Below are 22,297 nucleotides of genomic sequence, written 5' to 3' on the forward strand. Positions count from 1 at the left end.
CTCGATCCGGCCGGTCCGGTGGGGGATCATGGGCCCGGTGGTCCGCAACGGCGCGGCCGCGCCCCGCAGTCCTCGAAGCCCTTCGCGCTCCCCGCGCACCCACTTCGAATGAGGTAGCCCCCATGCCCGCCCGCATCGTGCTGGTCCGCCACGGCGAGACCGCCTGGTCGGTCACCGGCCAGCACACCGGCCGCACCGACATCCCGCTCACCGACGAGGGCCGCGCCATGGCCCGCGCCCTCGGCGAGCGCCTCCGCCGCGCCCCCTGGCACGGCCTGCCCACCGCGGCCGTCTACACCAGCCCGCTCTCCCGGGCCCGCGAGACCGCCGAACTCGCCGGCTTCGGCGACCGCGCCGTCGACCGCCCCGAACTGCTGGAATGGGACTACGGCCAGTACGAGGGCCGCACCGGCGCCGACATCCGCGCCACCGACCGGCCCGGCTGGCTGATCTGGCGCGACGGCGTCCCCGGCGGCGAGAAGCTCTCCGAGGTGGCCGCCCGGGTCGACTCCTTCCTCGCCGAGCTCAACGGACGGCACGGCGTCCCCGACGCCGACACCACCACCATGCACTGCGCCGACTGCGAGGTCGTGCTGTTCGCCCACGGCCACCTGCTGCGCATCCTCACCGCCCGCTGGCTCGGCCTCGCCCCCGAGTACGCGCAGCGCTTCAAGCTCGGCACCGCCTCGCTCTCCGTACTGTCCTGGGAGTACGGGCTGCCCGCGGTCGAGACCTGGAACGACCAGAGCCACCTCGAAAAGGCCTGACGGTCCGGGAGCCGGTCCCGTCGCACTGATCCGACCGGACCGACCGGACCGACCGGACCGTTCGGACCGACCGGCCGGGCCCCGGCGCTCCGGACGGCCGTGGTCAGGCGGCCGCGGCGTCGTCGTAGCCCGCCAGGAACTCCCGCACCTCCGCCACGGTGGAGTGCTCGCGCAGACGGTCCGCGGTGTGCGCCAGCATGCCGCGGATCCGCGCCGAACGGACCTGGCCGAGCAGCGCCACCACCTCCGACCCCTGCACGGCCGCGCCCGCCAGATCGCCCCGGCCCAGCCGGTCGTGCGCCAACTCGGCGGTGTACAGCGCCCGGTTGCGGACGAAGTGCGGGTGCTGCAGCCCGACCGCCTGCTCGGCCTGGACGATCGCCCGCTTCCAGTCGCCGAGCAACGACCAGCACTGCGCCTCCTGGCCGGCCAGCTCCGCCTCCCCGAAGAACGACATCCACTCCGGGTCGGCGTCCTGCGGCCCGCGGTCGAACAGCGTGTATGCCCGGGACAGCGCCCGCTGGTAGGCGCCCCGGTCGCCGAGCAGTGCCCAGCTGCAGGCCTCGCGCAGCGCCAGCAGCGAACGCAGCCGGTCCGAGCCCAGGCCGAGGGCCGCGGCCTGCCCGGCCTGGGCGGCCCGCAGCGACTCCCGGGCCTGGCCGGTCTCCCGGGCCAGGAAGGCGATGTTGCTGAACACGTGTGCCTCCAGGTGCGGGTCCTGGGCCATCCGGGCGGTCGCCAGCGCCTCCGAGTAGAACGAACGGGCGTCCATCGGCCGGCTCGAGTCGTGCGCCAACCAGCCCACCGAGATGGCGAGTTCGCCGGCGGCGCACTGCAGGCGGCGCTCGGTCTCGGTGCTGTACTCGCCGTCGTTGAGCAGCACGTAGGCACTGCGCAGCGACTGGCCGGCCAGCTCGAACAGGGTGTCCGCGCCGTGCACGTCGTCGAGCAGCCGGATGTCGCGGACCGCCTGCTCGACGCCGCGCACCTCGGCCGCGCCCACCCGGTGGCGCTCCGGCGGTGGGGGCGGGGCGGCGGGTGGTGGCGGGGCCGCGGGCTGCGGCGATCCGCCCATGCCGAGCGCGGTCGCCATCGCGGCGGAGCCGCCGTTCAGGAACGTTCGGCGAAGCACGTCGTCCTCCTCGTCAGAGCGGTGCGACAGGTCCGGCGGGCCCGCCGGGGTGGCCGGGTCGGGGAGTGGTTGCGTGGCAGGTCGGGCGGGCGGTGCGGGCACCGGGTGGGCGGCCCCGCCGGTGTGGGGTTCGGCGGCGCCGGGTTCGGCGGTGCCGGTGTCGGTGTCGGTGCCGGCGTCGGGTTCGGCGTTCGGCAGCTGGCGGCGGACCGTCTTGCGCGGGGCGAACCCGAGGTCCGCCAGCGACTTCTCCGGCCACATGTGCCGGAACACCCGCTGGTAGGCGTAGTTGGGGCAGCGGATCTCGCCGGCCTCCACCCGCCCGACGTAGCGCGCGTCGCACGACACGTGCTCGCCGATCTCCCGGGCGGCCCGGCGGACCAGCGTGGCGAACTCCCTCGGTGAGAGGTCGCCGCGCAGTTCCCGCATCGCCCGGTTGGGGACGGGAGCCGGACGGGGCTCGCCGGTCCGCGTGGCTGCCATGCTGCACTCCGAGATCGTGCCGGCGAGGTCGCGCCGGTCTCCGGTGGGGCCGTCGCGTCGGCACGACAGTACCCGTAGTTACTCGGCGTACACAGTGAGTTGCCTGGTGGGGGTGGGGCAATTACGGACAATACGGACGCAGTTGCCGTGTTCCGCCATGAAATGCCATGGCTTGCCGTATCGAAGGCCGTGGCCTGGAGGCCCGGTCGCGCGTTGTCCTGATACATGGACACCGGCGGTACGGGCCCCCTCCCGTGCCGGCCCCCGTCGCCGAACCGGGCGGCGGAGCACCCTCCGGTGTCCGCGCGACCCCAGGCGACAGGAGGTCCCCCATGGCCACCGGAGTTCCCCAGTACCGCCGCCCGGCTGCCCCGGCCGTGCTGCCCACCTCCGCCGTGCCGCCCGTCCCGTCGGCCGTCTCCGCCTGTGCCGGTCCGGGCGGTGGCGTGGTCGGGCGGGTCGTCCAGTACGACACCGTGACGGTGCAGGTCCGGCACGGGCTCGAAGCGGTCGACATCCTCCGCCTGCGGCGCGCCTGCGGGGCCGTCCAGCAGAGCTCCGGCGGTTCGGCCATCGCCTTCCTGGTCCCGGCCGGCACCGCGCTGCGCTGGCACCTGCCCGGTTCGACCTGTACCCCGGGGGCCGACCTGCTCCCGCCCACCGACCCGTGCTGGATCATCCCGCCCGGCGGCCCCCAGCACTGCGTCCGCCCCACGGACGCCTGGGTGCTCCGCTCGGCCCTCTGTGAAGCCGCCACCACCCTCACCGCGGGCGGGCTCGGCCCGCTCTGAGCAGGTCCGTGCAAATGGCTGGCCAGGCTTGACGGGCGCTCATATAGTGTGCGGCACGCGCGACTTGGGGGATGATGCGAGTGTCTCAGAACGTTCCCGGGCAAGTGCCGCCGACACCACCACCGACACCACCGGCACCGCCGTCGGTACCTCCGGTGCCGGCCTTCCGACCGGGGCAGATCGAGCTCCGGATCGACCGGCGGACGCTGTGGATCGGCCAGGCCGCCTATCCGCTGGACAACATCGCCCGGGTGTTCCCCGTGGTCCTGAACCCCCGGTACGGGGAGGCCTTCGCCCGCTTCGGCCGACGGGTCGCCATCACCGTGACCGTGGCGTTCGTGCTGGCTGCCATGGGGAACCTGTCCATCCAGCTGACCGGGTCGTCCTCGTCGAGGCAGGACAGCTCCTCCTCGCTCACCGGGACCGTGGTGACGTTCTCGCTGATCGTCCTGGCCGTCCACGTCATCAACCTGCTCCAGGTGGTGCTGCAGAAGCCGCAGCACGCGGTCGCCATCGAGACCAACGGCACCTCGGTCGCCCTGGTCACGGCACCCGACGCCCAGCGCCGGCTGGCCCTGACCGTGCAGCTCGCCGCGGCCATCGACAACCCGGGGGCCGCCACCCTCGCCCTCCACGTCGACACCCTGTCGATCAACCCGGCGCACTACTACTTCGGCGACACCGTCAACGTCCACGGCACCGGCAACGTCGGAAGGATCAACACGTGAGCGGCGAGCAGCACTTCTACCTCGGCAACGTCACCAACGTCAGCGGCAGCGGGAACATCGGCTCGGTCAACTTCGGCGGCACCGCGCAGCCGGGGCCCGAGCAGCTCGCCCTGCTCCGCACTCTGGTCGCCGACCTGCGGCAGCACGTCCCGGGGCCGGAAGGACAGCAGCTGGACCAGACGCTCACCGACCTCGACCCGGCGAGCGCCCCGGCCGGGGAGACCGCGGACCAGCGCGGGGCGCGGCTGAACCGGGCGCTGGAGACCGCGCGGCGGGTCGCCGAGACGGCGCGCAGCCTGGGACCCGGGGTGGTCGAGCTGGCCAATCGGATCATCGGGATGGCGTCGGGGGCCTGAGGGTTCTGCCTGGGCGGTGGGCGGTGGGCTGTGCTTGGTACGCGGCGCTTGGTAGGTGGCGCTTGATGCGCTGCGGGCCGCGGTCTGCGAGTGGTGGGCTGGGTACGGTCGCGGGGTGCGGTCGCTGCGGGCAGGGTTCGGGTGATCATCGGATAATGGGCGCATGGGCCGCTCACGTACCACCCCCGCCCCCGCCGTCCCCGGCCGCACGCACACCGAGGGCCCGCTGACCGCGACGGTCGCCTCCGGCGCCGCCGAACTGCGCCCCGACCGCGACCGGCCGCACGCCTGGCAGCTCGTCCTCGACGGCGCCCCGCAGTCGCTGGTCGACCTCGCCGACCCGACCCACCTCGGGTTCGAGTACCAGCGGCGGATCGGTCACCTGATCGACCTCGCCGCCCCCGCGCGCCAGCCGATCTCGGTGCTCCACCTCGGCGGCGGCGCGCTCACCCTGGCCCGCTACACGGCTGTCACCCGGCCGCGCTCCCGGCAGCAGGTCGCCGAGATCGACACCGCGCTCACCGAGCTCGTCCGCACCGAACTGCCGCTCGACCGCGGCTGGCAGATCCGGGTCCGCGGCGGCGACGCCCGCGCCGTCCTGGAACGCACCCCCGAGGGCTCCACCGACCTGGTGATCGCCGACGTCTTCGCCGGAGCCCGGGTCCCGGCCCACTGCGCCACCGTCGAGTTCGCCCAGCTCGCCGCGCGGGCCCTCACGGCCACCGGCCGCTACACCGCCAACATCACCGACGGCGGCCAACTCGCCTTCGCCCGCGCCCAGGCCGCGACCCTGCTGGCCGTCTTCCCCGAGGTCTGCCTGATCGCCGACCCCGCCGTCCTGCGCGGCAAGCGCTTCGGCAACCTCGTCCTGGCCGCCGCCCACACCCCCCTCCCGCTCACCGACCTCACCCGTCGCCTGGCCGCCGACCCCGCCCAGGCCCGCCTGCTCCACGCCCGCGACCTCACGGACTTCCTCGCCGGGGCAACCCCCGTCCCCGACAGTCAGGCCGTCCAGTCCCCGCCTCCGCCCCCGAAGGCCTTCGGCTGACCTGCGGGACGAGCGGTCAGCGCAGCAGCACGGCCGGGTCGAGTTCGAGCCGGAACGGTTCGGTGAGTGCGGTGGTCTCGCCGGGCTGGACGGTGCGGTCGAGGTAGTCGCCGTGTTCCAGCCGCCCGAGGTGGAGGCGCGGCGCGGGGGCGAGGTCGAGACGCCAGTAGTGCGGGATGCCCGCCGCCGTGTAGCGGCCGGGCTTCGTCCTGCGGTCGATGACCCGGGTGGGTGGGGAGGCGATCTCGACGGCCACGACGACGTCGTCCGCGTGCAGGATGGAGCCGGCTTCGGCGGCTGCGGCGGCGTCGACGACGACCAGGTCGGGATCAGCAGGCCGTCCGGGACGAGGACGTTGACCGCCGACAGTGCCTCGAACGGTGCGTCGGCGGTGGTGAGGGCGGAGGCCAGCAGCGCGCAGCGGCGGGTGGCGGCCCGCTGGTGCGGGACGTCGGGATGCGGGGTCAACAGCGGGGATCCGCCGACCAGTTCGATGCGCCGGTGGGTGTCCTCGGGCAGGGCGAAGCAGGTCTTCGACCGTCCACGGGCCTGGGTGGGCGCGGAGCGCCGGGTGCATGGGGTCAGTGTCCGCCCGGGAGGCCGCGGTGCTTGTAGGTGGCGGCGGCGGTGAGGAGGAGGCCGGCGGCGATGGGGAGCAGGACGGCGGCGGTGGAGTCGCCGTCATCGGGGTCGGCGGGGTCGGCCGCCGTGAGGGCGAGGGGGGCGTCGCCCTCGGGGGTGGGGGTGGAGGGCGGGGGGACCCGGTCGGGCGTGGTGGTGGTGAGGTTGTCGACGTGCCGGCGGGACGGGAGCGGGGTGGCCGGGTCGGGCGCCGGGTCGGCGGGGGTGCTGGGGGCCGAGGTCCGGGCTGCGGGTTTGCCGGGACGGCCTTCGGTGGGGCCGGAGCGGGAGGCGCGGTCCTCGGTGCGGTCCTGCGAGGGGATGGCGGAGAGCAGGCGGGCGGCGATGGCGAAGGCGTCGGGGCCGTCGGCGTGCTGGCCGGGGAGCGGGAGTTCACCGGTGCCGAGGTGCTGCTGGATCACGGTGCCGAGTTCGCCGACCGCACCGTCCAGGGCGGGCCCGGTGCTGCCGAGCAGCCCGCTCCCGTCGGCGGGGGAGCCCGGCCCGAGGGTGCGGGCGCGGGTGGTGGGGCCGGCCCGGCCGCTCTCGGCGGCCTGGGCGTCGGAGGTGCCGAGGGCCAGGCCGAGCAGCTGGACGGCGAGTATCCCGCTCGCCGCCAGCGCCCCGGGCCGGCCCCACCGGTGCCGAGGGGTGTCCGAACGTCGCAGCCGTTTCGCGTGGTTGGTTCGCACACCAGGGGAGAACGAGCCGGGCCCCCGGCAGTCACGCCCGTCGCTCACACTCCGTCACATCGAGTGGAGTGCAGGTCAGTCGAGCCCCCCGCGCCGGATCACCCCCGTGTACCAGTGGGCGCTGGACTTGGGGGTGCGCCGCTGGGTCTCGTAGTCGACGTGCACGATGCCGAAGCGCTTGTCGTAGCCGTACGCCCACTCGAAGTTGTCCATCAGCGACCAGAGGTAGTAACCGCGGACGTCCGCCCCGGCGGCGATCGCGTCGGCCACCGCCGACAGGTGCAGCCGGAGGTAGCGGATCCGCTCCGGGTCGTCGACCCGGCCGTCCGGGCCGACCACGTCCTCGAAGGCGGCGCCGTTCTCGGTGACCATCAGCGGCAGGCCGAAGTCGCGGTGCATGCCGATCAGCGACTCGGACAGGCCGGTGGCGTCGATCGGCCAACCCATCGCGGTGACGTCGTCGTTGGCGAGGTGGAAGACCACGTCCTCGGCGCCGGGCCAGGGGCTGTGCGCGCTGTCGCCGTGGCCGTCGAAGCGGGCGGGCCCACCGGTGTCCTCGGGGTTCTCGACGGGAGCCTTCTGCGGGGCCGAGACGACCGTCGGGTTGTAGTAGTTGAGGCCGAGCAGGTCGATCGGCCGGCCGATCTCGGCCTCGTCGCCGGGGCGGACCAGTTCGTCCCAGTCGACGATCGAGGCGGTGTCGGCGATCAGGTCCGCCGGGTAGCCGCCGCCGAACAGGGGGCCGGTCCAGATCCGGTTGCCGACGGCCTCGATCCGGCGGGCCGCCTCCCGGTCCTCGGGGCGGTCGGTGAGCGGGCGGACCAGGTGCAGGTTGAGCGAGACGCCGATCTGCGCGGCGGCGGGCAGCAGTTCGCGCAGCGCGCCGACGGCCAGGCCGTGGCCGAGGTTGAGGTGGTGGGCGGCCCTGAGGGCGTCCGCCGGGTTGGTGCGGCCGGGCGCGTGCACGCCGGAGCCGTAGCCCAGGAAGGCGCTGCACCAGGGCTCGTTGAGGGTGGTCCAGAGCGGGACCCGGTCGCCGAGCGCACGGGCGGCGATCGACGCGTACTCGGCGAAGCGGTGGGCGGTTTCGCGGATCGGCCAGCCGCCGGCCTGCTCCAGGTCCTCCGGGAGGTCCCAGTGGTAGAGGGTGGCGACGGGGGAGATGCCGTGCTCCAGCAGGGTGTCCACCAGGGCCCGGTAGAAGTCGAGTCCGCGTTCCACGGCGGGGCCGCGGCCGGTCGGCTGGATCCGCGGCCAGGAGAGCGAGAACCGGTACGAGGTGAGGCCGAGGTCGGCCATCAGCCGGACGTCCTCGCGGAAGCGGTGGTAGTGGTCCACCGCGATGTCGCCGGTGTCGCCGTTCGCGACCTTCCCGGGGGTGCGGCTGAAGGTGTCCCAGATGGAGGGGGTGCGGCCGTCCTCGGCGACGGCGCCCTCGATCTGGTAGGCCGCGGTGGCGGCGCCAAAGGCGAAGCCGGACGGGAAGGCGACCCGGGGGGCCGCGGCGGCGGCGTGGGAGGCGGTGGTCGGATCGGTCATGGTCATACGGGAGCGCTCCCATGGCTGAGGAGTGGACAGGGCGGGGTCTTCCGGAGGGTCAGCTCTTGACGGCGCCGGACGTGATCCCGCCGACAATGTGCTTCCCCAGAACGGCGAATATCAGTAGCAGCGGCAGGGTGCCGACCAACGCGCCGGTCATGATCACGGCCTGGTTGATGTCGTGGCCCGAGCCGCCGCCGATCGCCGAGAGCGCGACCTGCACGGTCGGGTTCTGCTGAGTGAGGACCACGAAGGGCCAGAAGAAGTCGTTCCAGGACTGGACGAACACCAGCATGCCGAGCACCGCCATCGCGGGCCGGGCCACCGGGAACACCACGTGCCAGATGATCCGCAGGCTGTTCGCGCCGTCCACCCGGGCCGCCTCGATCAGCTCGAACGGCAGTGCCTCGGACAGGAATTGACGCATGAAGAAGACGCCGAACGCGGCCACCAGCGAGGGCAGGATCACCGACTGCAGGTGGTTGCCCCAGTCCAGCTCGGTGATGATCCGGTACAGCGGGATCACGCTGAGCTGCGGCGGGACGGTCATGGTGGCGACCACCAGGGTGAGCAGCGCGTTCCGGCCGCGGAAGCGCAGCTTGGCGAAGGCGAAGCCGGCCAGCGTGGAGAACAGCACCGTGGACAGCGCCACACAGCCCGCCACCACGGTGGAGTTCAGCAGCGCGGTGCCCATCTCGGCCTGCGCCCAGGCGGTGGAGACGTTGGTCCACAGCTGGCCTCCGGGCACCATCGGCGGCGGTGACTGGGCCACCCGCTCGCCGGTGTTCGAGGCCGCGACGAAGGTCCAGTACAGCGGGAACAGTGAGATCGCCGCGGCGACGGCCAGCAGCAGGTAGGCGACCGGGCCGGCCTTGTCGTGCTCGCCGGCCCGGCGGCGGAACAGGCCGCGCGGACGTTCCCGCTCGGTGGGCCGGGCGCTGCCGGCGGTGGGGGTGGACAGGGTGGCGGCCATGTCAGCCTCCCAGCTCGTGGCGCTTGCGGTAACGGGTGATCAGGAACTGCACCAGGCCGGCCAGCAGCAGGAGCAGCAGCATCGTCCAGGCCACCGCCGAGGCGCGACCCAACTGGCGCGACGGCCAGCCCAGTTCGTACATGTACAGGCTGAGCGTCTGGAACTGGTGCGCGGAGCCGCCGGAGACCCCCACCCCGCCGCCGAACAACAGCGGCTCGCCGAACAGCTGGGTCGCGCCGATGCTGGAGACGATGATCGTGAACAGGATGGTCGGCCGGATCGACGGGACGGTGATCCGGGTGAACTGCTGCCAGCGGTTGGCCCCGTCCAGAGCGGCCGCCTCGTACAGGTCCTTCGGCACCGCCTGCATCGCAGCCAGGTAGATCAGCGCGTTGTAGCCGGTCCAGCGCCAGGTCACGATGGCGGAGATGGCGATCTGCGAGGGCCAGGTGTCGGCGTACCAGTTGGTGTGGTGGATGCCGACCGCGTCCAGCGCCCAGTTGATGAACCCGTAGTCCGGGTTGAACAGTTGGACGAACACCAGGGTCGCGGCGGCGATCGAGGTGGCGTACGGGGCGAGGATCGCGACCCGGAAGAAACCGCGGGCCCGCATCCGGTAGTTCAGCAGGTGGGCGAGCCCCAGCGCCATCAGCAGCTGCGGGACGGTGGAGATCACCCCGATCGTGAAGGTGTTGCGCAGCGCCGTCCAGAACTGGTCGTTGGACCACAGCCGGGTGTAGTTGCCGAGGCCCTTCCACTCCATCACGTCGGGCTTGAGCAGGTCGACGTAGTGCAGCGACAGCCAGCCCGTCCAGATCAGCGGGAACAGGCCGAAGGCGGCGAAGCAGAGGAAGAACGGGGCGATGAAGGCGTATGGGGAGGCCTTCAGGTCGAACCGGTACAGGCGGGAGCGCCAGGCGGGGCGCGCCGGGGCGACGGGCGAGGCCTCGGCGCGGACGTTGGTGGCCACTTGGGGTTTCCTTCCCGGAGGTGGCGAGGGGGCGGCGGAACGGCGCCCGGCCGGGTGGGCGGACCCGGCCGGGCAGTTGGGATCGGTCACCGGCGGACGGCGGGCCGCCGGCGCCTCGGTCGGTTTCCGACGACGGGGGCGTCCGCCCTGGTCACCGGCGGACGGCGGGGCGCTGTCGGCCGCAGGGTGCGGTCGGCGGCGGGGTGTCGGGCCCCGGTCAGTGGCTGACAGCGGGGGTGCCGGCTCCGGTCAGTGGCCGACCTTGTCGTCGACCAGCTTGGTGACGTTGCTCCAGGCCTTGGCCGGGTCGGTGCCGTGCTCCTCGATGTCGAGGACGCCGTTGTCGGTGATGATCGTCTTCACGTTGCCGTCCTGCTCGCCGATCGGCGCCGGCTTGATGGACTGCGCGGACGCGGCGAAGATCTGGCCGGTCGGGGCGTTGTTCAGGTACTCCGCCTTGGCGCCCTGGACGGCGGACTGCTGCAGGCCGCCCACGGTGGACGGCAGGTTGCCGACCTTGGTGAAGACCTTCGCCTGCTGCTCCGGGGCGGTCAGCCAGGCGGCCAGCGCGGCGGCCTCCTTGGTGTGCTTGCCGGCCTTCGGGACGGTCAGGAACGCGCCGCCCCAGTTGCCGGCGACCGGCGGGGCCGCGACGTCCCACTTGCCCTTGCCGGAGTCGCCGGAGTACTTGCCGATGATGCCGGTCATCCAGGACGGGCAGACCACGGTGGCGAACTTGGCGTTCGCGAAGGCGGCATTCCACGGGTCCTGGAACTGGCGCAGACCGGCGCTGATCTTGGCCTGCGAGGCGGAGACCGCCAGGTCCCAGGCCTTCTTGACGCCCGGGCTGTCCTTGTAGACCAACTTGCCGCCGGCGTCCGAGTACTGGAGCGGCTCGGCCGACAGCGCGGCGTTGAACAGGCCGGAGGCGGAGTCGGTGAAGAACGTGCCCGTCGGGGCCTTCGACTGGTAGGTCTTGCCCGCCTCGACGAACTTCGACCAGTCGCCCGCCCACAGCTTGCCGACCTCGGCGCGGTCGGTGGGCAGACCGGCCTGCTGGAACAGGTCGGAGCGGTAGCAGATCGCCATCGGGCCGATGTCGGTGCCCAGGCCGATCAGCGCACCCTTGGCGGTGGTGGCCTGCTTCGCCTTCCAGTCCAGCCAGTTGCCCGGGTTGACGCCTTCGGCCTTGCCGAGGTCCACGAACTTGTCGCCGAGAGTGTTGGTGGCCTGCGCGATGTAGCCGACCTCGACCGCCTGGACGTCGGACAGGCCGCTGCCGGACGCCAGGTGGGTGGTCAGCGCGTCCCAGTACTTCTGGCCGTCCTGGACGGTGTCGTACTTGATCGTGACGTTCGGGTGCGCGGCCATGTACTCGTCGTACAAGCCGGCCTCCTTGTAGCCGAAGGTGCCGAAGTCGCCGACGGTCAGGGTGATCTTCGCGTTGGCGTCGCTCGAACCGCTGCCGCCGCTGTCCGAGCCGGACGAGCAGCCCGTGAGCAGCAGGGCGGAGGTGGCCGCCGCCGCGGTGGCGAGGACGACGGCTCTGCGGGGGCGGGAGGTGGTGCGCATGGGGGCGAACTCCTTTGTCCGGGTGGTGATCCGGGTCTTCCGGGGTGGAGCGGAGAGGTTCAGGGATGTTCTCTGTGCGCCGAATGTTGGCTACAGTGTGGGAGCGCTCCCACAATTGGCATGCCGGAAGGTTGCTGGGTCGCGGGGGTGAGTGTCAAGACGTGGTGACGCAAACGTTGCCGGAGCGTTTCCGGCGCCGGGGCTCCGTCGGGCGGCGCGGCGGTGAGGGTGCCGGCGTCGGGGCTGCGGCGGTGGCCGCGGGTTTCTCGACGGCGGGACGATGCCGGGATTCGGGCTGCGCGGGCGGCGGGCGCGGGTTGCCCCGAAGGTTTGGCGCGAGTTGCCCAGGGGCGGGCGCGGGTTGCCCGGGGGGTCGGGGTGCGGTCCGCCCCGGATGCTTGTGGGCGGCTCGGGACCGGCCACAATGAACCTTCCGCACTGGGGTGGGAGGCCCGGCCGGAACCGGTGCCGACCGTCCCGCCCTGCCCCGTTCGTTTCGTCCGCCCCGTCCCATCCGTCACAGAGACCGAGAGGTGCAGCGATGAGCCCGACTGCACAGCGCCCCGAGGCACCCCACCCGGGTGCCGGGGGCAGAGCCGCCGCGCGCCCCACCCTGGAGGAGGTGGCCGCGCTGGCCGGCGTCGGCCGCGGCACCGTCTCCCGGGTCGTCAACGGCTCGCCCCGGGTCAGCGCCAAGGCCCGCGAGGCCGTCCAGAACGCCATCGCCGAACTCGGCTACGTCCCCAACCGGGCCGCCCGCACGCTGGTCACCTCGCGCACCGACTCCATCGCGCTGGTCGTCCCCGAGGCTGAGACCCGGCTGTTCTCGGAGCCGTACTTCTCCGACATCATCAGCGGCGTCTCGGCCGAACTCGCCGAGACCGACCTGCAGTTGCTGCTGATCCTGGTCCGCAACCAGCGCGAGCGCGAACGCCTCTCGGCCTACCTGACCGCCCAGCGGGTCGACGGCGTCCTGGTGGTGTCGGTGCACCGCGACGACCCGCTGCCCGCCCTGCTGGAGAGCCTGGAGATCCCGTCCGTGCTGGCCGGCCGGCGCGGCGACCTCGAACCGCTCAGCTACGTCCACGCCGACAACGCCGGCGGCGCCCGGATGGCCGTCCGGCACCTGCTGCGCCGCGGCTGCCGCCAGGTCGCCACCCTCACCGGCCCGCTGGACATGGAGGTCGCCCAGGCCCGCCTCGGCGGCTACCGTCGGGCCCTGGAGGAGGCCGGGCACCCCTACGACGAGGAGCTGGTCGGCCTGGCGGACTTCACCGAGGAGGGCGGCCGGAACGCGATGCGCGAGCTCCTGGAGCGGCGGCCCGACCTGGACGGCGTCTTCTGCGCGTCCGACGTGATGGCGGCCGGCGCCATGCAGGTGCTGCGGGCCGCCGGCCGACGGATCCCCGACGACGTCGCGGTGATCGGCTTCGACGACTCGATCGTGGCCCGGCACACCGATCCGCCGATGACCAGCGTGCGCCAGCCGATCGAGGAGATGGGGCGCACGATGGTCCGGCTGCTGCTGGACGAGATCGCCGAACGCGGCCGGGCGCGGCGACAGGTGGTGCTGGCGACCGAGCTGATCGTTCGGGACTCGGCTTGAGGGTCGCCGAGGTGCTGCGTCGCTGCGCGCGGGCGGGTCCGGTGCGGGGTGCGGGGTGCCGCGCGGGTGGGGTCGGTGCGGGGTGCGGGGTGCCGCGTGGGTGGGGCCGGTGCGGTGCGCGGGGTGCTGGGCTCGGGCCCGTGCTCGGTGTTGCTGGTTCCGGGCCCGAGATTCCGGCGTGGGTCAGGAGTTGGGGCGGAGCGTCCAGACGATCTCCAGCACGCCGGTGATGGCGCCGTCCTCGCGGGTGATCTCCACGGTGATCGGGAACTCGGGGCGCTTGCCCTCGTCCAGCTCGGCGAGCACCTCGGCGACCGGGCGGCCCAGGGTGGCCGTGGCCGTCACCACGCCGCGGGCGAGCTTCTTGAACGAGATCTCGCCGACCGTGGGCAGCGGCACCGCGCGGCCCAGCTGGTCGCCGAACGCGGCCAGCACGATCGCGCCGCTCGCCGACTCGGCCAGCGTGAACATCGCCCCCGCGTGCGGTCCGCCCACGTGGTTGCGGTACTCCGGCAGGTCGGGCAGCCGCAGCACGGCCCGCTCCGGAGTGGTCTCCAGGTACTCCAGCTGCAGGGTCTTCACCATCGGGACGGTGTCGGTGAGCAGCTGGCCGATCGCAGTAGTGGTCATGGGGCCGATGTTACTGACAGGTAGCTTCGACGTCCATGGCGGAACGGGTCGCCGCTCGCGCTGATCTCCCGTCAGGTGGGCGGGTGGACGCTTCGGGCTCGGTGCTCGCGGCTCGGTACTCATGGCTCGGCGCACGAGGCTTTGCGCACGCGGCTCCGCGTGCGTGGCTCCGCGTGCGTGGCTCTGCGTTCCGCGTGCGGGCCGGTTTCGAATCGGGGCTCCGGCCGGGGGCGGACGCGGCGGCAGGTGTGTGCGGAGACGCAAGAAGGGCCCTGGCCAATTCCCTTGGCCAGGGCCCTTCTTCGATGGGGTGAGCGACGGGACTCGAACCCGCGGCCACCTGGACCACAACCAGGTGCTCTACCAACTGAGCTACGCCCACCATCTGTCCGGCGCTTTCCCGCTTTCGCGTTCCCGCTCCGACAGAAAGAACTCTACAGGATGCTGAGGGGTGCTCGTGCCAGGGTTTTCCCGGCGGTCCGGACCCGAGCCCTGATCAGGTGGTGGGCACCTGGTGGCGGGCGGCGATCTCCCGGGCGGTGTCGGTGTCCGGACCGGGCTGCGGAACGAACACCGTCTCGCGGTAGTACCGGAGTTCGGCGATCGATTCGCGGATGTCCGCCAGCGCGCGGTGGCTGCCGCCCTTCTGCGGGCTGTTGTAGTAGGCGCGCGGGTACCAGCGGCGGGCGAGCTCCTTGATCGAGGAGACGTCCACGATCCGGTAGTGCAGGTGGCCCTCCAGCTCCGGCATGTCCCGGGACAGGAAGCCGCGGTCGGTGGCCACCGAGTTGCCGCACAGCGGCGTCTTGCCGGCCTCCGGCACGTGCTTGCGGATGTACGCCAGCACCTGCTCCTGTGCCTCGGCCATGGTCAGGCCGTCCGCGAGCTCATCGAGCAGACCCGAGGCGGTGTGCATCTCCCGCACCACCTCAGGCATGTTCTCCAGCGCCTCGGCGGGCGGGCGGATGATCACATCCACGCCTTCGCCGAGCACGTTCAGCTCGGAGTCGGTCACCAGGGCGGCGACCTCGATCAGGGCGTCCCGATCGAGGTCGAGGCCGGTCATCTCACAGTCGATCCATACCAAACGGTCATTCACGCCCCTCACCCTACGGCGCGATCACGCGCCCCCGACACCGCACGCGCCCCGTCCGGGCCGAAGTCCGCCGTCCCGCGCGCCCTGCGCTCCGGCTCGGTCTCCGGACGTACCGACTGCCGACCGCGCGCGCTCGGCTGCTGGCTGTCCGGGTCCTCCGCGATCGCGTGCTCCACCGGACGGTCGGCACGCTCCGGACCGTTGGCACGGTCGGGCCGGTCGGCCGGGGTCGAGCCGCGACCGCCCGGGTACACCGCACTGGGCCGCACCGGCTGGCCGGGCGACGGCTGCGCGTGCGCATGCGCGGGCGGAGGGCCCTGGTGGGCACTCGGGTACGGGACGCCGGACTGCCCGTTCGGGACACCACCCGGGTGGCCCGGCTGCGCCGCACCCGCGCCGCCACCGGTGGGGCGGACGCCGTACCGGGGGTCGCCCGGACGTTCCGGCACCCGCGAGCCGAACGCCCCCGCCGGCGGACCGGCCTGCGGCGGCACCAGCGGACGCTGCCGCGGACGCCCCGCCGCACCACTCGCACCGGGGCCGTTCGCCGCGGTCTGGCCGTGCGTCACCCCGACGTTCCCGGACGGGCCCTGGGCCTGCTGCCCGTGCCCGCCCTGACCCGTCGCCGGACCGCCCGGCGCACCGGCGATCCGCTCGGCCGGAACGCCCGGCGAAGGCATCGCCGAGTTCCCGACCGCCGGACGGCGGGCCCGGAAGGTGGTCCGGTACGCGGCCGGGGAGACACCGAGCTGGCGGCGGAAGTGACCGCGCAGCGCCACCGGGGAACGGAAGCCGCAGCGGCGGGCCACGTCGTCCACCGACAGGTCGGAGGTCTCCAGCAGCCGCTGCGCCTGCAGCACCCGCTGAGTGATCAGCCACTGCAGCGGGGCACTGCCGGTGAGCGTGCGGAACCGGCGGTCGAAGGTGCGCCGCGACATGTAGGCGCGGGCCGCCAGGACCTCGACGTCGAACTGCTGGTTGAGGTTCTCCAACGCCCAGGTGACCACCTCGGCCAGCGGGTCGTTGCCGATCTCTTCAGGTAAAGACTGATCGATGTACTGGGCCTGACCTCCGCCACCGCGCCGGTTGGGCACCACCAGCCTTCGGGCGAGCGCGTTGGCGGCCTCCGCGCCGTGGTCGCTGCGGACCACGTGCAGGCAGAGGTCGATGCCGGCCGCGGTGCCGGCGGAGGTCAGCACGTCGCCGTCGTCCACGAACAGTTCGCGCGGATCGACGTGGACCCGCGGGTACCGCTTGGCCAGCGTCGGCGCGTACATCCAGTGCGTGGTCGCCGGGCGCCCGTCGAGCAGCCCGGCTGCGGCCAGGACGAAGGCACCGGTGCAGAGGCCGATGATCCGGGCCCCCTCGTGGTGGGCCTTGCGCAGGGCGGCGATGGCCTCGACCGGCGGCGGCTGCGAGATCGACCGCCAGGCGGGCACCACGATGGTGCCGGCCCGGGACAGCGCCTCCAGCCCGTAGGGTGCGGTGAGGGTGAGGCCGCCGGTGGTGGTCAGCGGTCCCTCCTCGCCGGCGCACACCAGCAGACGGTAACGGGGGACCCCGGCGTCCTGGCGGTCCACGCCGAACACCGACAGCGGGATCGAACTCTCGAAGATCGGCGCCCCACTGAACAACAGCACCGCCACCGTTTCGCGCCGCCGACGCCCCGCCAGCTTGCGCGGCGCGCCCAGCAGACCCGGGCCGGCGGCGGTGAGGGTGTCGGAGCCGGCTCCGGCACCCATGGCGGAGGAGTTGGAAGGGCCGTTGGCGAGGTTGCCGTGACCGGCGACGGAGGACGGGGGCTGCGGGGCCGGAGTCGTGGTGTACTGACCCGACGTCAATGCTGCGTTGCCGCCGTGAAATTGACTGGCCGTCGATCCTGAACCGAGTGAACCGGCGGGCGTGCCACCGAACTTGCCGAGTCTTGAGCCGCCACCGGGAAGGCCCGACGGCTGACGGCCGCCTTCAGGACCCGCGTCGCTCCTACTCACCCTGCTCAAGGCGCTCCAGCCCCCTCGGTGGTGTGGTGGTCTCGGCTGCCGCTCTGCGAGCCAAGATCGAATCTACTTGGTGGACCGTTGCCGTTGTGACAAGTTCACCATCCGACGCTATGTCGACATGGCAATTTGGCGTGAAGCATTCGATCACGAAGCGTGGCACCCGTCGACCCCGCTGTGAAGGGGGCGCGGACAACCGTGGCTGGTTGTCGCACGACCTGCTCATGATTCACCCACCAGCGGCGCACCCGCCGGCCGCTGTGTGCTGCGGCTTTGTCCGAAGGGTGGGTCGGGCTCGCAAGTTGGCTGAAAACATGCGGTTCAAATCAGGGGCGTGAACATACCTTCTGCGCGCCACAGCGCACACCTGAGCCAAGACTCCCGCGCCTCGTCAGCCCCTTGGCCCAACCCGAACTGGCCATCTCCGAACGCCTCCCACCTCACAATCCGTCACTTCGCACCCCTTGCGTACCTCCTGTCACATCAGCCCCAGTAGCCCCATCCGCCCCATGGTCACCATCGGCCAGTCGCCCCGTCCGGAGCCCCACACTGCCGCACATTCGTCCGAATCCGGCCCCTGCCGGATGTGCCGCTCACGCCCTCGCCGCCGGGCCCTTGCCGCCCGCCCCGTCCTCGCCGACCGGGGGTGGGGGAGGGCCGTGTGGGCGGTGTGGGCGGGGCGGTGTCCAACTCCGATGGAGGAGAGCTGTGTTGAGTACGCGTGGGAGCGTGGCGCCGGACGAATGCGCCGCCGTTCTCGCGTGCGGATCGTCGCCGGCGCGGCCTGGCGGCGGTGACAACTCGGCGTTCTCTGCCGAAAGTTCGGGTGTCTCCGAGGCGGCCTGTGGGTGCCGATCCGGCGGACCTAAGCGACGGGGGGCAGGGCCGGCGGCCGAACGGGCTGGGCGGCAGGCGATGTGCCGACTGGTGCGCCGACCGGTGCGCCGACCGTTGCGGCGGGCTGGACGGCGGGAGCGGTGACCGGTCCGAGGCGGGTGAGCGGCACAGCCCGGGTGAACGATGCGGACTGGGCGAAGGGCGGCCTCGGCGCGCTTGTGGTGGGCGAGGGGGCCAGCCTGGAGGCCGGCACGGCGATGCGAGTGCGAGGCGGGCGCTTGCGACCGGACGCCGTCGCGGCAGCGAAGTGCCGGGCGGCGTTGGGGCGTTCGGCCGCGCCGAGGACGAGGCGCACCGCGTCCGGAAGGCTCGGCGCGCTGACCGTCGGACGGTAGCCCCGTTCGGCCCAGGGGCGACCATGGTGCAGCCAGACACTGCGGAGCCCCGTTGCCTCCGCTCCCGCGATGTCGGACGGACCGTAGTCGCCGACCATCCAGGTCTGCGCGGTCCAGTCTCCCGCCGGGCGGAACCCGCAGCGGCGGGCGGCGATTTCGAAGATCAACGGATCCGGCTTGATGCAGCGGGCCTCCTCGGAGATGACCCAGCCGTCCACCATGGCGGCCAGCCCGGTGAGTCGGATCTTCTCCAGCTGGGGCAGCGTCCCCCCGTTGCTGACGATCCCCAGCGTCCACCCCTCCTCGCGGGCCGCGCGTAACGCGCTCGCATGTGAATCCGGGCAAGCGATATGGGAGTTGATGCTGCGGCGGTAGTGCTCGAGCATCGAATCGATCGACCGATCGATGCCGTAGCGGCGCTTCGCCGCGCCCAGTACGGTGCTGCGCGGCACGTAGCCGCTGCCGTCGAGCATGACCAACCAGTCGAGGTCGCTCGCGGGCAGGCCGTTCTCGGCGAGGAAGTTTTCCGCCCAGGCTCTGAACGCGGCATCCCTGGGCAGCAAGGTGTTGTCGAGGTCGAGCAGGAGCAGCGGCATGTCGAGCATGCTGCCAGTGGGCGGCTCGTATGCATGTGGCAATTGCCAAAGGCGAATCGAATTCCCACGAATTGGCCGAATCCATCTGCTACGCACCCATCTCGGGTCATGATCGCCCGAATGCGCCCCTCGCGCCCCGCCAACTTCCCTTAGCGGGTCGGCTCGACCGTTCACCCGCACCGTCCTCGGGCAGCGACGATCTCTGGCGATGACAGTCGGATCACGTTGTGTGCCTGCCCTGTTGCGCGTACCGCGGGTCGTCGGTCAAGCTCCATGGAACCCGCCGCAGAAGGGGCGCACACGCCGGCGTGTGATTCCCCCACAAGCGGGAACCTTGTCGTACCGAGGGCTTCGCCGCTGGGTGCGGCCCATTCCGCGCCGTACTCTGAAAGGCACAGGTCGCCAACGGTGGTAGTCGTTTCCGAACGGTCCGCCGCCTCGGTCGTGCCTTTCCCCGGGCCAGGGCGGTCCGCCGCCGTGTCCCCCTGTGCATTCCTCTCCCGGTTGAAGAGTTTTGAGCCATGGCTGGTCGAGATCCTTCCGGTTCTGCCCACGGCAGTTCGCGGGACGACAGTTCCCCTGCCGAGCTCCTCGGCGCCCCGCCGGGAGCGGATTCGGCACGCCGCCCCGACGCCGACGCCACCGGGGACGGAGATGTCCGTGGAGGCGGCGGAGGGTGCCGTGAAGATGGGCGTGGCGGCGACCGTGGGGACGCGCGCGGGTGCGACTCCGGAGACGGCCCCGACGGTGGACGCCATGGCGTTGAGGATGCGCCCGACTGTTCCGTCCGCATGGAACGCTCCGATCGGACGGGCCACTCCGATCGGACGGGTGACTCGAGCCGTTCTGGTTGGGCGAGTTGGACGTCCTGGGCGGGTCGGGCGGCTCCAACCGGGCGCGTCGGCATGTTCGGACGTCCCGCCCGCCCCCGAGGTTCGGACCGGCCCGGGCCCGACGACCCGAGACACTCGACCCCTGCCACTCCAGGCGCGGCGGCGGATCCTGCCGTCGCCCCACAACCCGGCACTGCGGAGGACGCGATGACCGACAGCTCCCGTCCGACCGTCGGCCGCCGCGACGATGGCGAACCGCAGCTCCAGGAGCACGGCTCCCGCGCCTGCGACCCGCAGTTCCAGCACGGTGTAGTGGTCGGCTTCGACGGCTCGCTCTCCAGCGAACGCGCCCTGGCCTACGCCGTCGGCATGGCCCGCCGCTCCCAGTGCGGACTGGTGATCGTCCACGTCGCCAACCGGCTCCCCGCCACGGTCTGGGCCGGCTGCGAACCGCCCGTCTTCGTGGACCTCCCCGACCAGCGCACCGAGATCCTCGGCCTCGAACTCGCCTGCGCAGACTTCCTTTCCGGCGTCCCCTGGATCCTGGTCGAACGCGGCGGGGACATCTGTCACGAGATCGAAGAGGTCGGCCGCGAGTACGCCGCGGACGCCATCGTGGTCGGCAGCACCCACGGGCTGCTCGGGAAGATCTTCGGCTCGGTCTCCGGCCGCCTCGCCCGCCGCGCGAACCGTCCGGTCATCGTCATCCCCTGACCGGGCCGACCGGGCCGACCGGCCCTTTGCGCCTGTGCTCGCCGCGGCTTTGTGCTGTCCCGATGCCATCTCCCGGTTCCGCTCCGTTGTTTCCGTTTCCCCGGGCCTATTCCCGGGCCTACTTCCCCGCCTCCTCCGCCCCTGTGCCCTCGCCTGACGTCCTCGCACAGCAGTCGGATCATGGCCGGATGCGGGCGGGAGGAACCGGCCACCCGCGGCCCGGGGAAACGTGCGGGGGCGGGCCGTTCGGCGCTCGGATACGGCCGAACGAGTCGTTCAAACGCTGCGGCGTGAGTCATATCAGCTGCCGAACCGGAGCATGGTGAACCATTCGTAGGTGATCCATCGTCATATCGGCCTACTGGCGGCCAGATGGTGTTCGGGCGCGGTGACCGCCGCTCGTCGCCCCATGCCGCCCTTACTCGGAGCTGCCCTGCTGGTGCCGGCCGTCCTCGCGACCTGGGCCTCGGAACCTGGGGCCACTCGGGGTGGGGAAGTGGGCGAGGTGCTGACCCTGAGCGTCAGCACCAACACCAGCACCGACCTCAACGTGCGGCTCCGCGCCGACGAGGTGGCCAGCCGGACCTACCACCTCGTCAACCACGCCGACTATCAGCTCACTGATCTCGTGCTGAACGACCCTCAACTTCCGGGCGGGCAGGCCCAATGTGATGCCGGTCGAAGCATCCCGCCGGGTGGCATCCTCGACTGCACAGCCTCCTTCACCGCCCTGGGCGGATCGCAGGCCGCCCAGGCCACTGCGACCGCCGATGCCCCGAACCGACTGCCGCAGGCCCACGCGGATGCACCCGTCGGCTACTGGGGCATCACTGCAGGCCTTCGCCTCACCCGGGTGGGATCGCCCACCGGTACGGGCGTGTCCCGATCCCGAAGGACCATCCCGGAGGCGGTGCCGCCCGCCGGGACCCGTCGCACCGCGCCGAGAGCGCTGACAGCAGTCGCGGGGACCCTTGAACTCCGGTACCACCTGGAGGCGTTCGGTGATGTCCCGATCACCGACATCTCGGTGGTCGAAGGGTTGCCCGATGTGGGCGCAGTGACCTGCTCCGGCCCTGATGCCGGTCGCACCCTCGCCCCTGGACAGGGCATCGACTGCCAGGCCGTCGGGACCGCCCTCGCGGGCCACCAGACCGGTACGGTGCACGCCGACGGCTTGGCGGACGATGCGACCGTCGGACCGGACGGCAGCCGCCAAGCGCCGCGCCACGTGTTCGCCGACGTGCCCGGAGCCTATGACGGACTCAGTCCGACTCCTCCCGCCGCGGCACCGCCCCCGCCCGGTACAACGGGCGGAGGAGCCGCCCCCGGCGCGGCCCCAGGCAGCGGTGCCGGTGCGGGCACCGGGACCGGCGCGGGCACGGCTACCGGCGCCGGTGCCGGAGGCGGCACCGGGACGGTGGCAGGAGTCGGTGCGGGCGCAGTCGGGGCTCCTGGTGCTGCCGCTCCCGGAGCTGCGGCCCCTGGAGTCGCTGCCCCCGGTGCCGCCCCTGGAGTTGCCGCCCCTGGCGTCGAGGGCGTGGGCGCGGCCGTTGGAGCGGCAGCCGTGGCGGGGCTGCTCCCCGTACCCGTCCCAGCCGGCGGGGGTGTCGCGGCCGCACCAGGGCTGCTGCCCGGTGTCCCGGCTCCAGGGCAGGCCGCAGCAGCGGCTCCCGCAGGTTTGCTGTTGACGCCCTTCCTGCCGGGGGCAGCACCGGCGTTGGTCCCCGGTGGGACGGCCTTCGCGCTGCCGGGCTCGCCCTTTGCGGCGCCGGGGGTGATCGGCACTTCAACCGGGCCTGGCGGCAGCCTGATTGGGGTCGGGACAGCCAGCCCGGGCGGGGGACTGGCGAGCAGTGGGACGGCAGTGCTCGCGTCGACTTCGAGCGCGGCTGCCGGACGGAGTGAGGGGCCGGGCTCGGGA

16 protein-coding genes, 1 tRNA gene and 2 pseudogenes are annotated in these 22,297 nt (G+C 72.6%); 7 read left to right on the forward strand and 12 right to left on the reverse strand.

Going from position 1 to position 22,297, the window contains the following annotated elements; translation table 11 throughout:
- Window positions 1-122 precede the first annotated feature (122 nt).
- On the forward strand, window positions 123-767 hold the full coding sequence (locus CG736_RS26555; RefSeq protein ID WP_100588683.1) for a histidine phosphatase family protein: 645 nt from the start codon (window positions 123-125) through the stop codon (window positions 765-767).
- Window positions 768-870: 103 nt separating this feature from the next.
- On the opposite strand, the gene CG736_RS26560 is transcribed toward CG736_RS26555, so the two are convergent.
- On the reverse strand, window positions 871-2,382 hold the full coding sequence (locus CG736_RS26560; RefSeq protein WP_100588684.1) for a transcriptional regulator: 1,512 nt from the start codon (window positions 2,380-2,382) through the stop codon (window positions 871-873).
- 332 nt (window positions 2,383-2,714) lie between these two features.
- On the opposite strand from CG736_RS26560, the gene CG736_RS26565 reads away from it, so the two are divergent.
- From CG736_RS26565 to CG736_RS26580, 4 genes are all read left to right on the forward strand, one after another.
- On the forward strand, window positions 2,715-3,173 hold the full coding sequence (locus CG736_RS26565; protein ID WP_232734192.1) for a hypothetical protein: 459 nt from the start codon (window positions 2,715-2,717) through the stop codon (window positions 3,171-3,173).
- A 155-nt stretch (window positions 3,174-3,328) separates the two neighbouring features.
- Window positions 3,329-3,901 (forward strand): DUF6232 family protein, encoded by a 573-nt coding sequence (locus CG736_RS26570; protein WP_100588685.1) that lies wholly within the window; start codon window positions 3,329-3,331, stop codon window positions 3,899-3,901.
- Window positions 3,898-4,257 carry a hypothetical protein gene (locus CG736_RS26575; protein ID WP_100588686.1) on the forward strand — a complete coding sequence of 120 codons (360 nt, stop codon included), beginning with the start codon at window positions 3,898-3,900 and terminating at the stop codon, window positions 4,255-4,257. The genes CG736_RS26570 and CG736_RS26575 overlap by 4 nt, the downstream gene beginning before the upstream one ends.
- 163 nt (window positions 4,258-4,420) lie before the next feature.
- Window positions 4,421-5,305, forward strand: a complete 885-nt coding sequence (locus tag CG736_RS26580; protein ID WP_100588687.1) for a spermidine synthase — start codon at window positions 4,421-4,423, stop codon at window positions 5,303-5,305.
- Window positions 5,306-5,321: 16 nt separating this feature from the next.
- Here the strand turns inward: CG736_RS26580 and CG736_RS26585 are convergent, their stop codons facing one another.
- The 6 genes from CG736_RS26585 to CG736_RS26610 form a co-directional block, all read right to left on the reverse strand.
- Window positions 5,322-5,990 carry a Uma2 family endonuclease gene (locus CG736_RS26585; RefSeq protein ID WP_369880518.1) on the reverse strand — a complete coding sequence of 223 codons (669 nt, stop codon included), beginning with the start codon at window positions 5,988-5,990 and terminating at the stop codon, window positions 5,322-5,324.
- A complete protein-coding gene (locus CG736_RS26590) occupies window positions 5,887-6,618 on the reverse strand; it encodes a hypothetical protein (protein ID WP_100588688.1) in 732 nt (243 codons plus the stop codon). The genes CG736_RS26585 and CG736_RS26590 overlap by 104 nt, the downstream gene beginning before the upstream one ends.
- Before the next feature lie 75 nt (window positions 6,619-6,693).
- A complete protein-coding gene (locus CG736_RS26595; RefSeq protein WP_369880520.1) occupies window positions 6,694-8,163 on the reverse strand; it encodes a glycoside hydrolase family 1 protein in 1,470 nt (489 codons plus the stop codon).
- Between the two features lie 52 nt (window positions 8,164-8,215).
- Window positions 8,216-9,130 carry a carbohydrate ABC transporter permease gene (locus CG736_RS26600; RefSeq protein ID WP_100588689.1) on the reverse strand — a complete coding sequence of 305 codons (915 nt, stop codon included), beginning with the start codon at window positions 9,128-9,130 and terminating at the stop codon, window positions 8,216-8,218.
- Between the two features lies 1 nt (window position 9,131).
- Window positions 9,132-10,100, reverse strand: a complete 969-nt coding sequence (locus tag CG736_RS26605; protein ID WP_100588690.1) for a carbohydrate ABC transporter permease — start codon at window positions 10,098-10,100, stop codon at window positions 9,132-9,134.
- A gap of 249 nt (window positions 10,101-10,349) precedes the next feature.
- Window positions 10,350-11,672: an extracellular solute-binding protein gene (locus tag CG736_RS26610; RefSeq protein ID WP_100588691.1), complete on the reverse strand. Its 1,323-nt coding sequence runs from the start codon at window positions 11,670-11,672 to the stop codon at window positions 10,350-10,352.
- A 541-nt stretch (window positions 11,673-12,213) separates the two neighbouring features.
- Between CG736_RS26610 and CG736_RS26615 the strand changes: the two genes are divergently transcribed.
- The gene (locus tag CG736_RS26615; protein WP_100588692.1) at window positions 12,214-13,278 is read left to right on the forward strand and encodes a LacI family DNA-binding transcriptional regulator; all 1,065 of its coding nucleotides are present in this window, start codon (window positions 12,214-12,216) and stop codon (window positions 13,276-13,278) included.
- Between the two features lie 183 nt (window positions 13,279-13,461).
- Here CG736_RS26615 and CG736_RS26625 read toward each other — a convergent pair whose 3' ends face one another.
- From CG736_RS26625 to CG736_RS26645, 5 genes and pseudogenes are all read right to left on the reverse strand, one after another.
- Window positions 13,462-13,908 (reverse strand): DUF4442 domain-containing protein, encoded by a 447-nt coding sequence (locus CG736_RS26625; RefSeq protein WP_100588694.1) that lies wholly within the window; start codon window positions 13,906-13,908, stop codon window positions 13,462-13,464.
- 306 nt (window positions 13,909-14,214) lie between these two features.
- Window positions 14,215-14,290, reverse strand: a tRNA-His gene (locus CG736_RS26630).
- A gap of 114 nt (window positions 14,291-14,404) precedes the next feature.
- Complete coding sequence (gene orn, locus CG736_RS26635) at window positions 14,405-15,007, reverse strand: oligoribonuclease (protein WP_043914045.1); 603 nt, start codon at window positions 15,005-15,007, stop codon at window positions 14,405-14,407.
- 622 nt (window positions 15,008-15,629) lie between these two features.
- A pseudogene (locus CG736_RS38025) lies at window positions 15,630-16,746 on the reverse strand (helix-turn-helix domain-containing protein); the annotation flags it as partial.
- A 1,120-nt stretch (window positions 16,747-17,866) separates the two neighbouring features.
- Window positions 17,867-18,838, reverse strand: a complete 972-nt coding sequence (locus tag CG736_RS26645) for an HAD family hydrolase (RefSeq protein ID WP_100588696.1) — start codon at window positions 18,836-18,838, stop codon at window positions 17,867-17,869.
- A 1,100-nt stretch (window positions 18,839-19,938) separates the two neighbouring features.
- Here CG736_RS26645 and CG736_RS26650 point away from each other — a divergent pair.
- Window positions 19,939-20,376 (forward strand): annotated as a pseudogene (locus CG736_RS26650) (universal stress protein); the annotation flags it as partial.
- Between the last annotated feature and the right edge of the window lie 1,921 nt (window positions 20,377-22,297).

Source organism: Kitasatospora sp. CB02891 (assembly GCF_002803145.1).
Lineage (GTDB): Bacteria > Actinomycetota > Actinomycetes > Streptomycetales > Streptomycetaceae > Kitasatospora > Kitasatospora griseola.

Coding starts and splice junctions, on each gene's coding strand:
- CG736_RS26555 (WP_100588683.1), top strand. CDS start 123: ATGCCCGCCCGCATCGTGCTGGTCCGCCACGGCGAGACCGCCTGGTCG.
- CG736_RS26610 (WP_100588691.1), bottom strand. CDS start 11,672: ATGCGCACCACCTCCCGCCCCCGCAGAGCCGTCGTCCTCGCCACCGCG.
- CG736_RS26600 (WP_100588689.1), bottom strand. CDS start 9,130: ATGGCCGCCACCCTGTCCACCCCCACCGCCGGCAGCGCCCGGCCCACC.
- CG736_RS26560 (WP_100588684.1), bottom strand. CDS start 2,382: ATGGCAGCCACGCGGACCGGCGAGCCCCGTCCGGCTCCCGTCCCCAAC.
- CG736_RS26615 (WP_100588692.1), top strand. CDS start 12,214: ATGAGCCCGACTGCACAGCGCCCCGAGGCACCCCACCCGGGTGCCGGG.
- CG736_RS26595 (WP_369880520.1), bottom strand. CDS start 8,163: ATGACCATGACCGATCCGACCACCGCCTCCCACGCCGCCGCCGCGGCC.
- CG736_RS26645 (WP_100588696.1), bottom strand. CDS start 18,838: ATGCTCGACATGCCGCTGCTCCTGCTCGACCTCGACAACACCTTGCTG.
- CG736_RS26580 (WP_100588687.1), top strand. CDS start 4,421: ATGGGCCGCTCACGTACCACCCCCGCCCCCGCCGTCCCCGGCCGCACG.
- CG736_RS26565 (WP_232734192.1), top strand. CDS start 2,715: ATGGCCACCGGAGTTCCCCAGTACCGCCGCCCGGCTGCCCCGGCCGTG.
- CG736_RS26585 (WP_369880518.1), bottom strand. CDS start 5,990: ATGACGGCGACTCCACCGCCGCCGTCCTGCTCCCCATCGCCGCCGGCC.
- CG736_RS26625 (WP_100588694.1), bottom strand. CDS start 13,908: ATGACCACTACTGCGATCGGCCAGCTGCTCACCGACACCGTCCCGATG.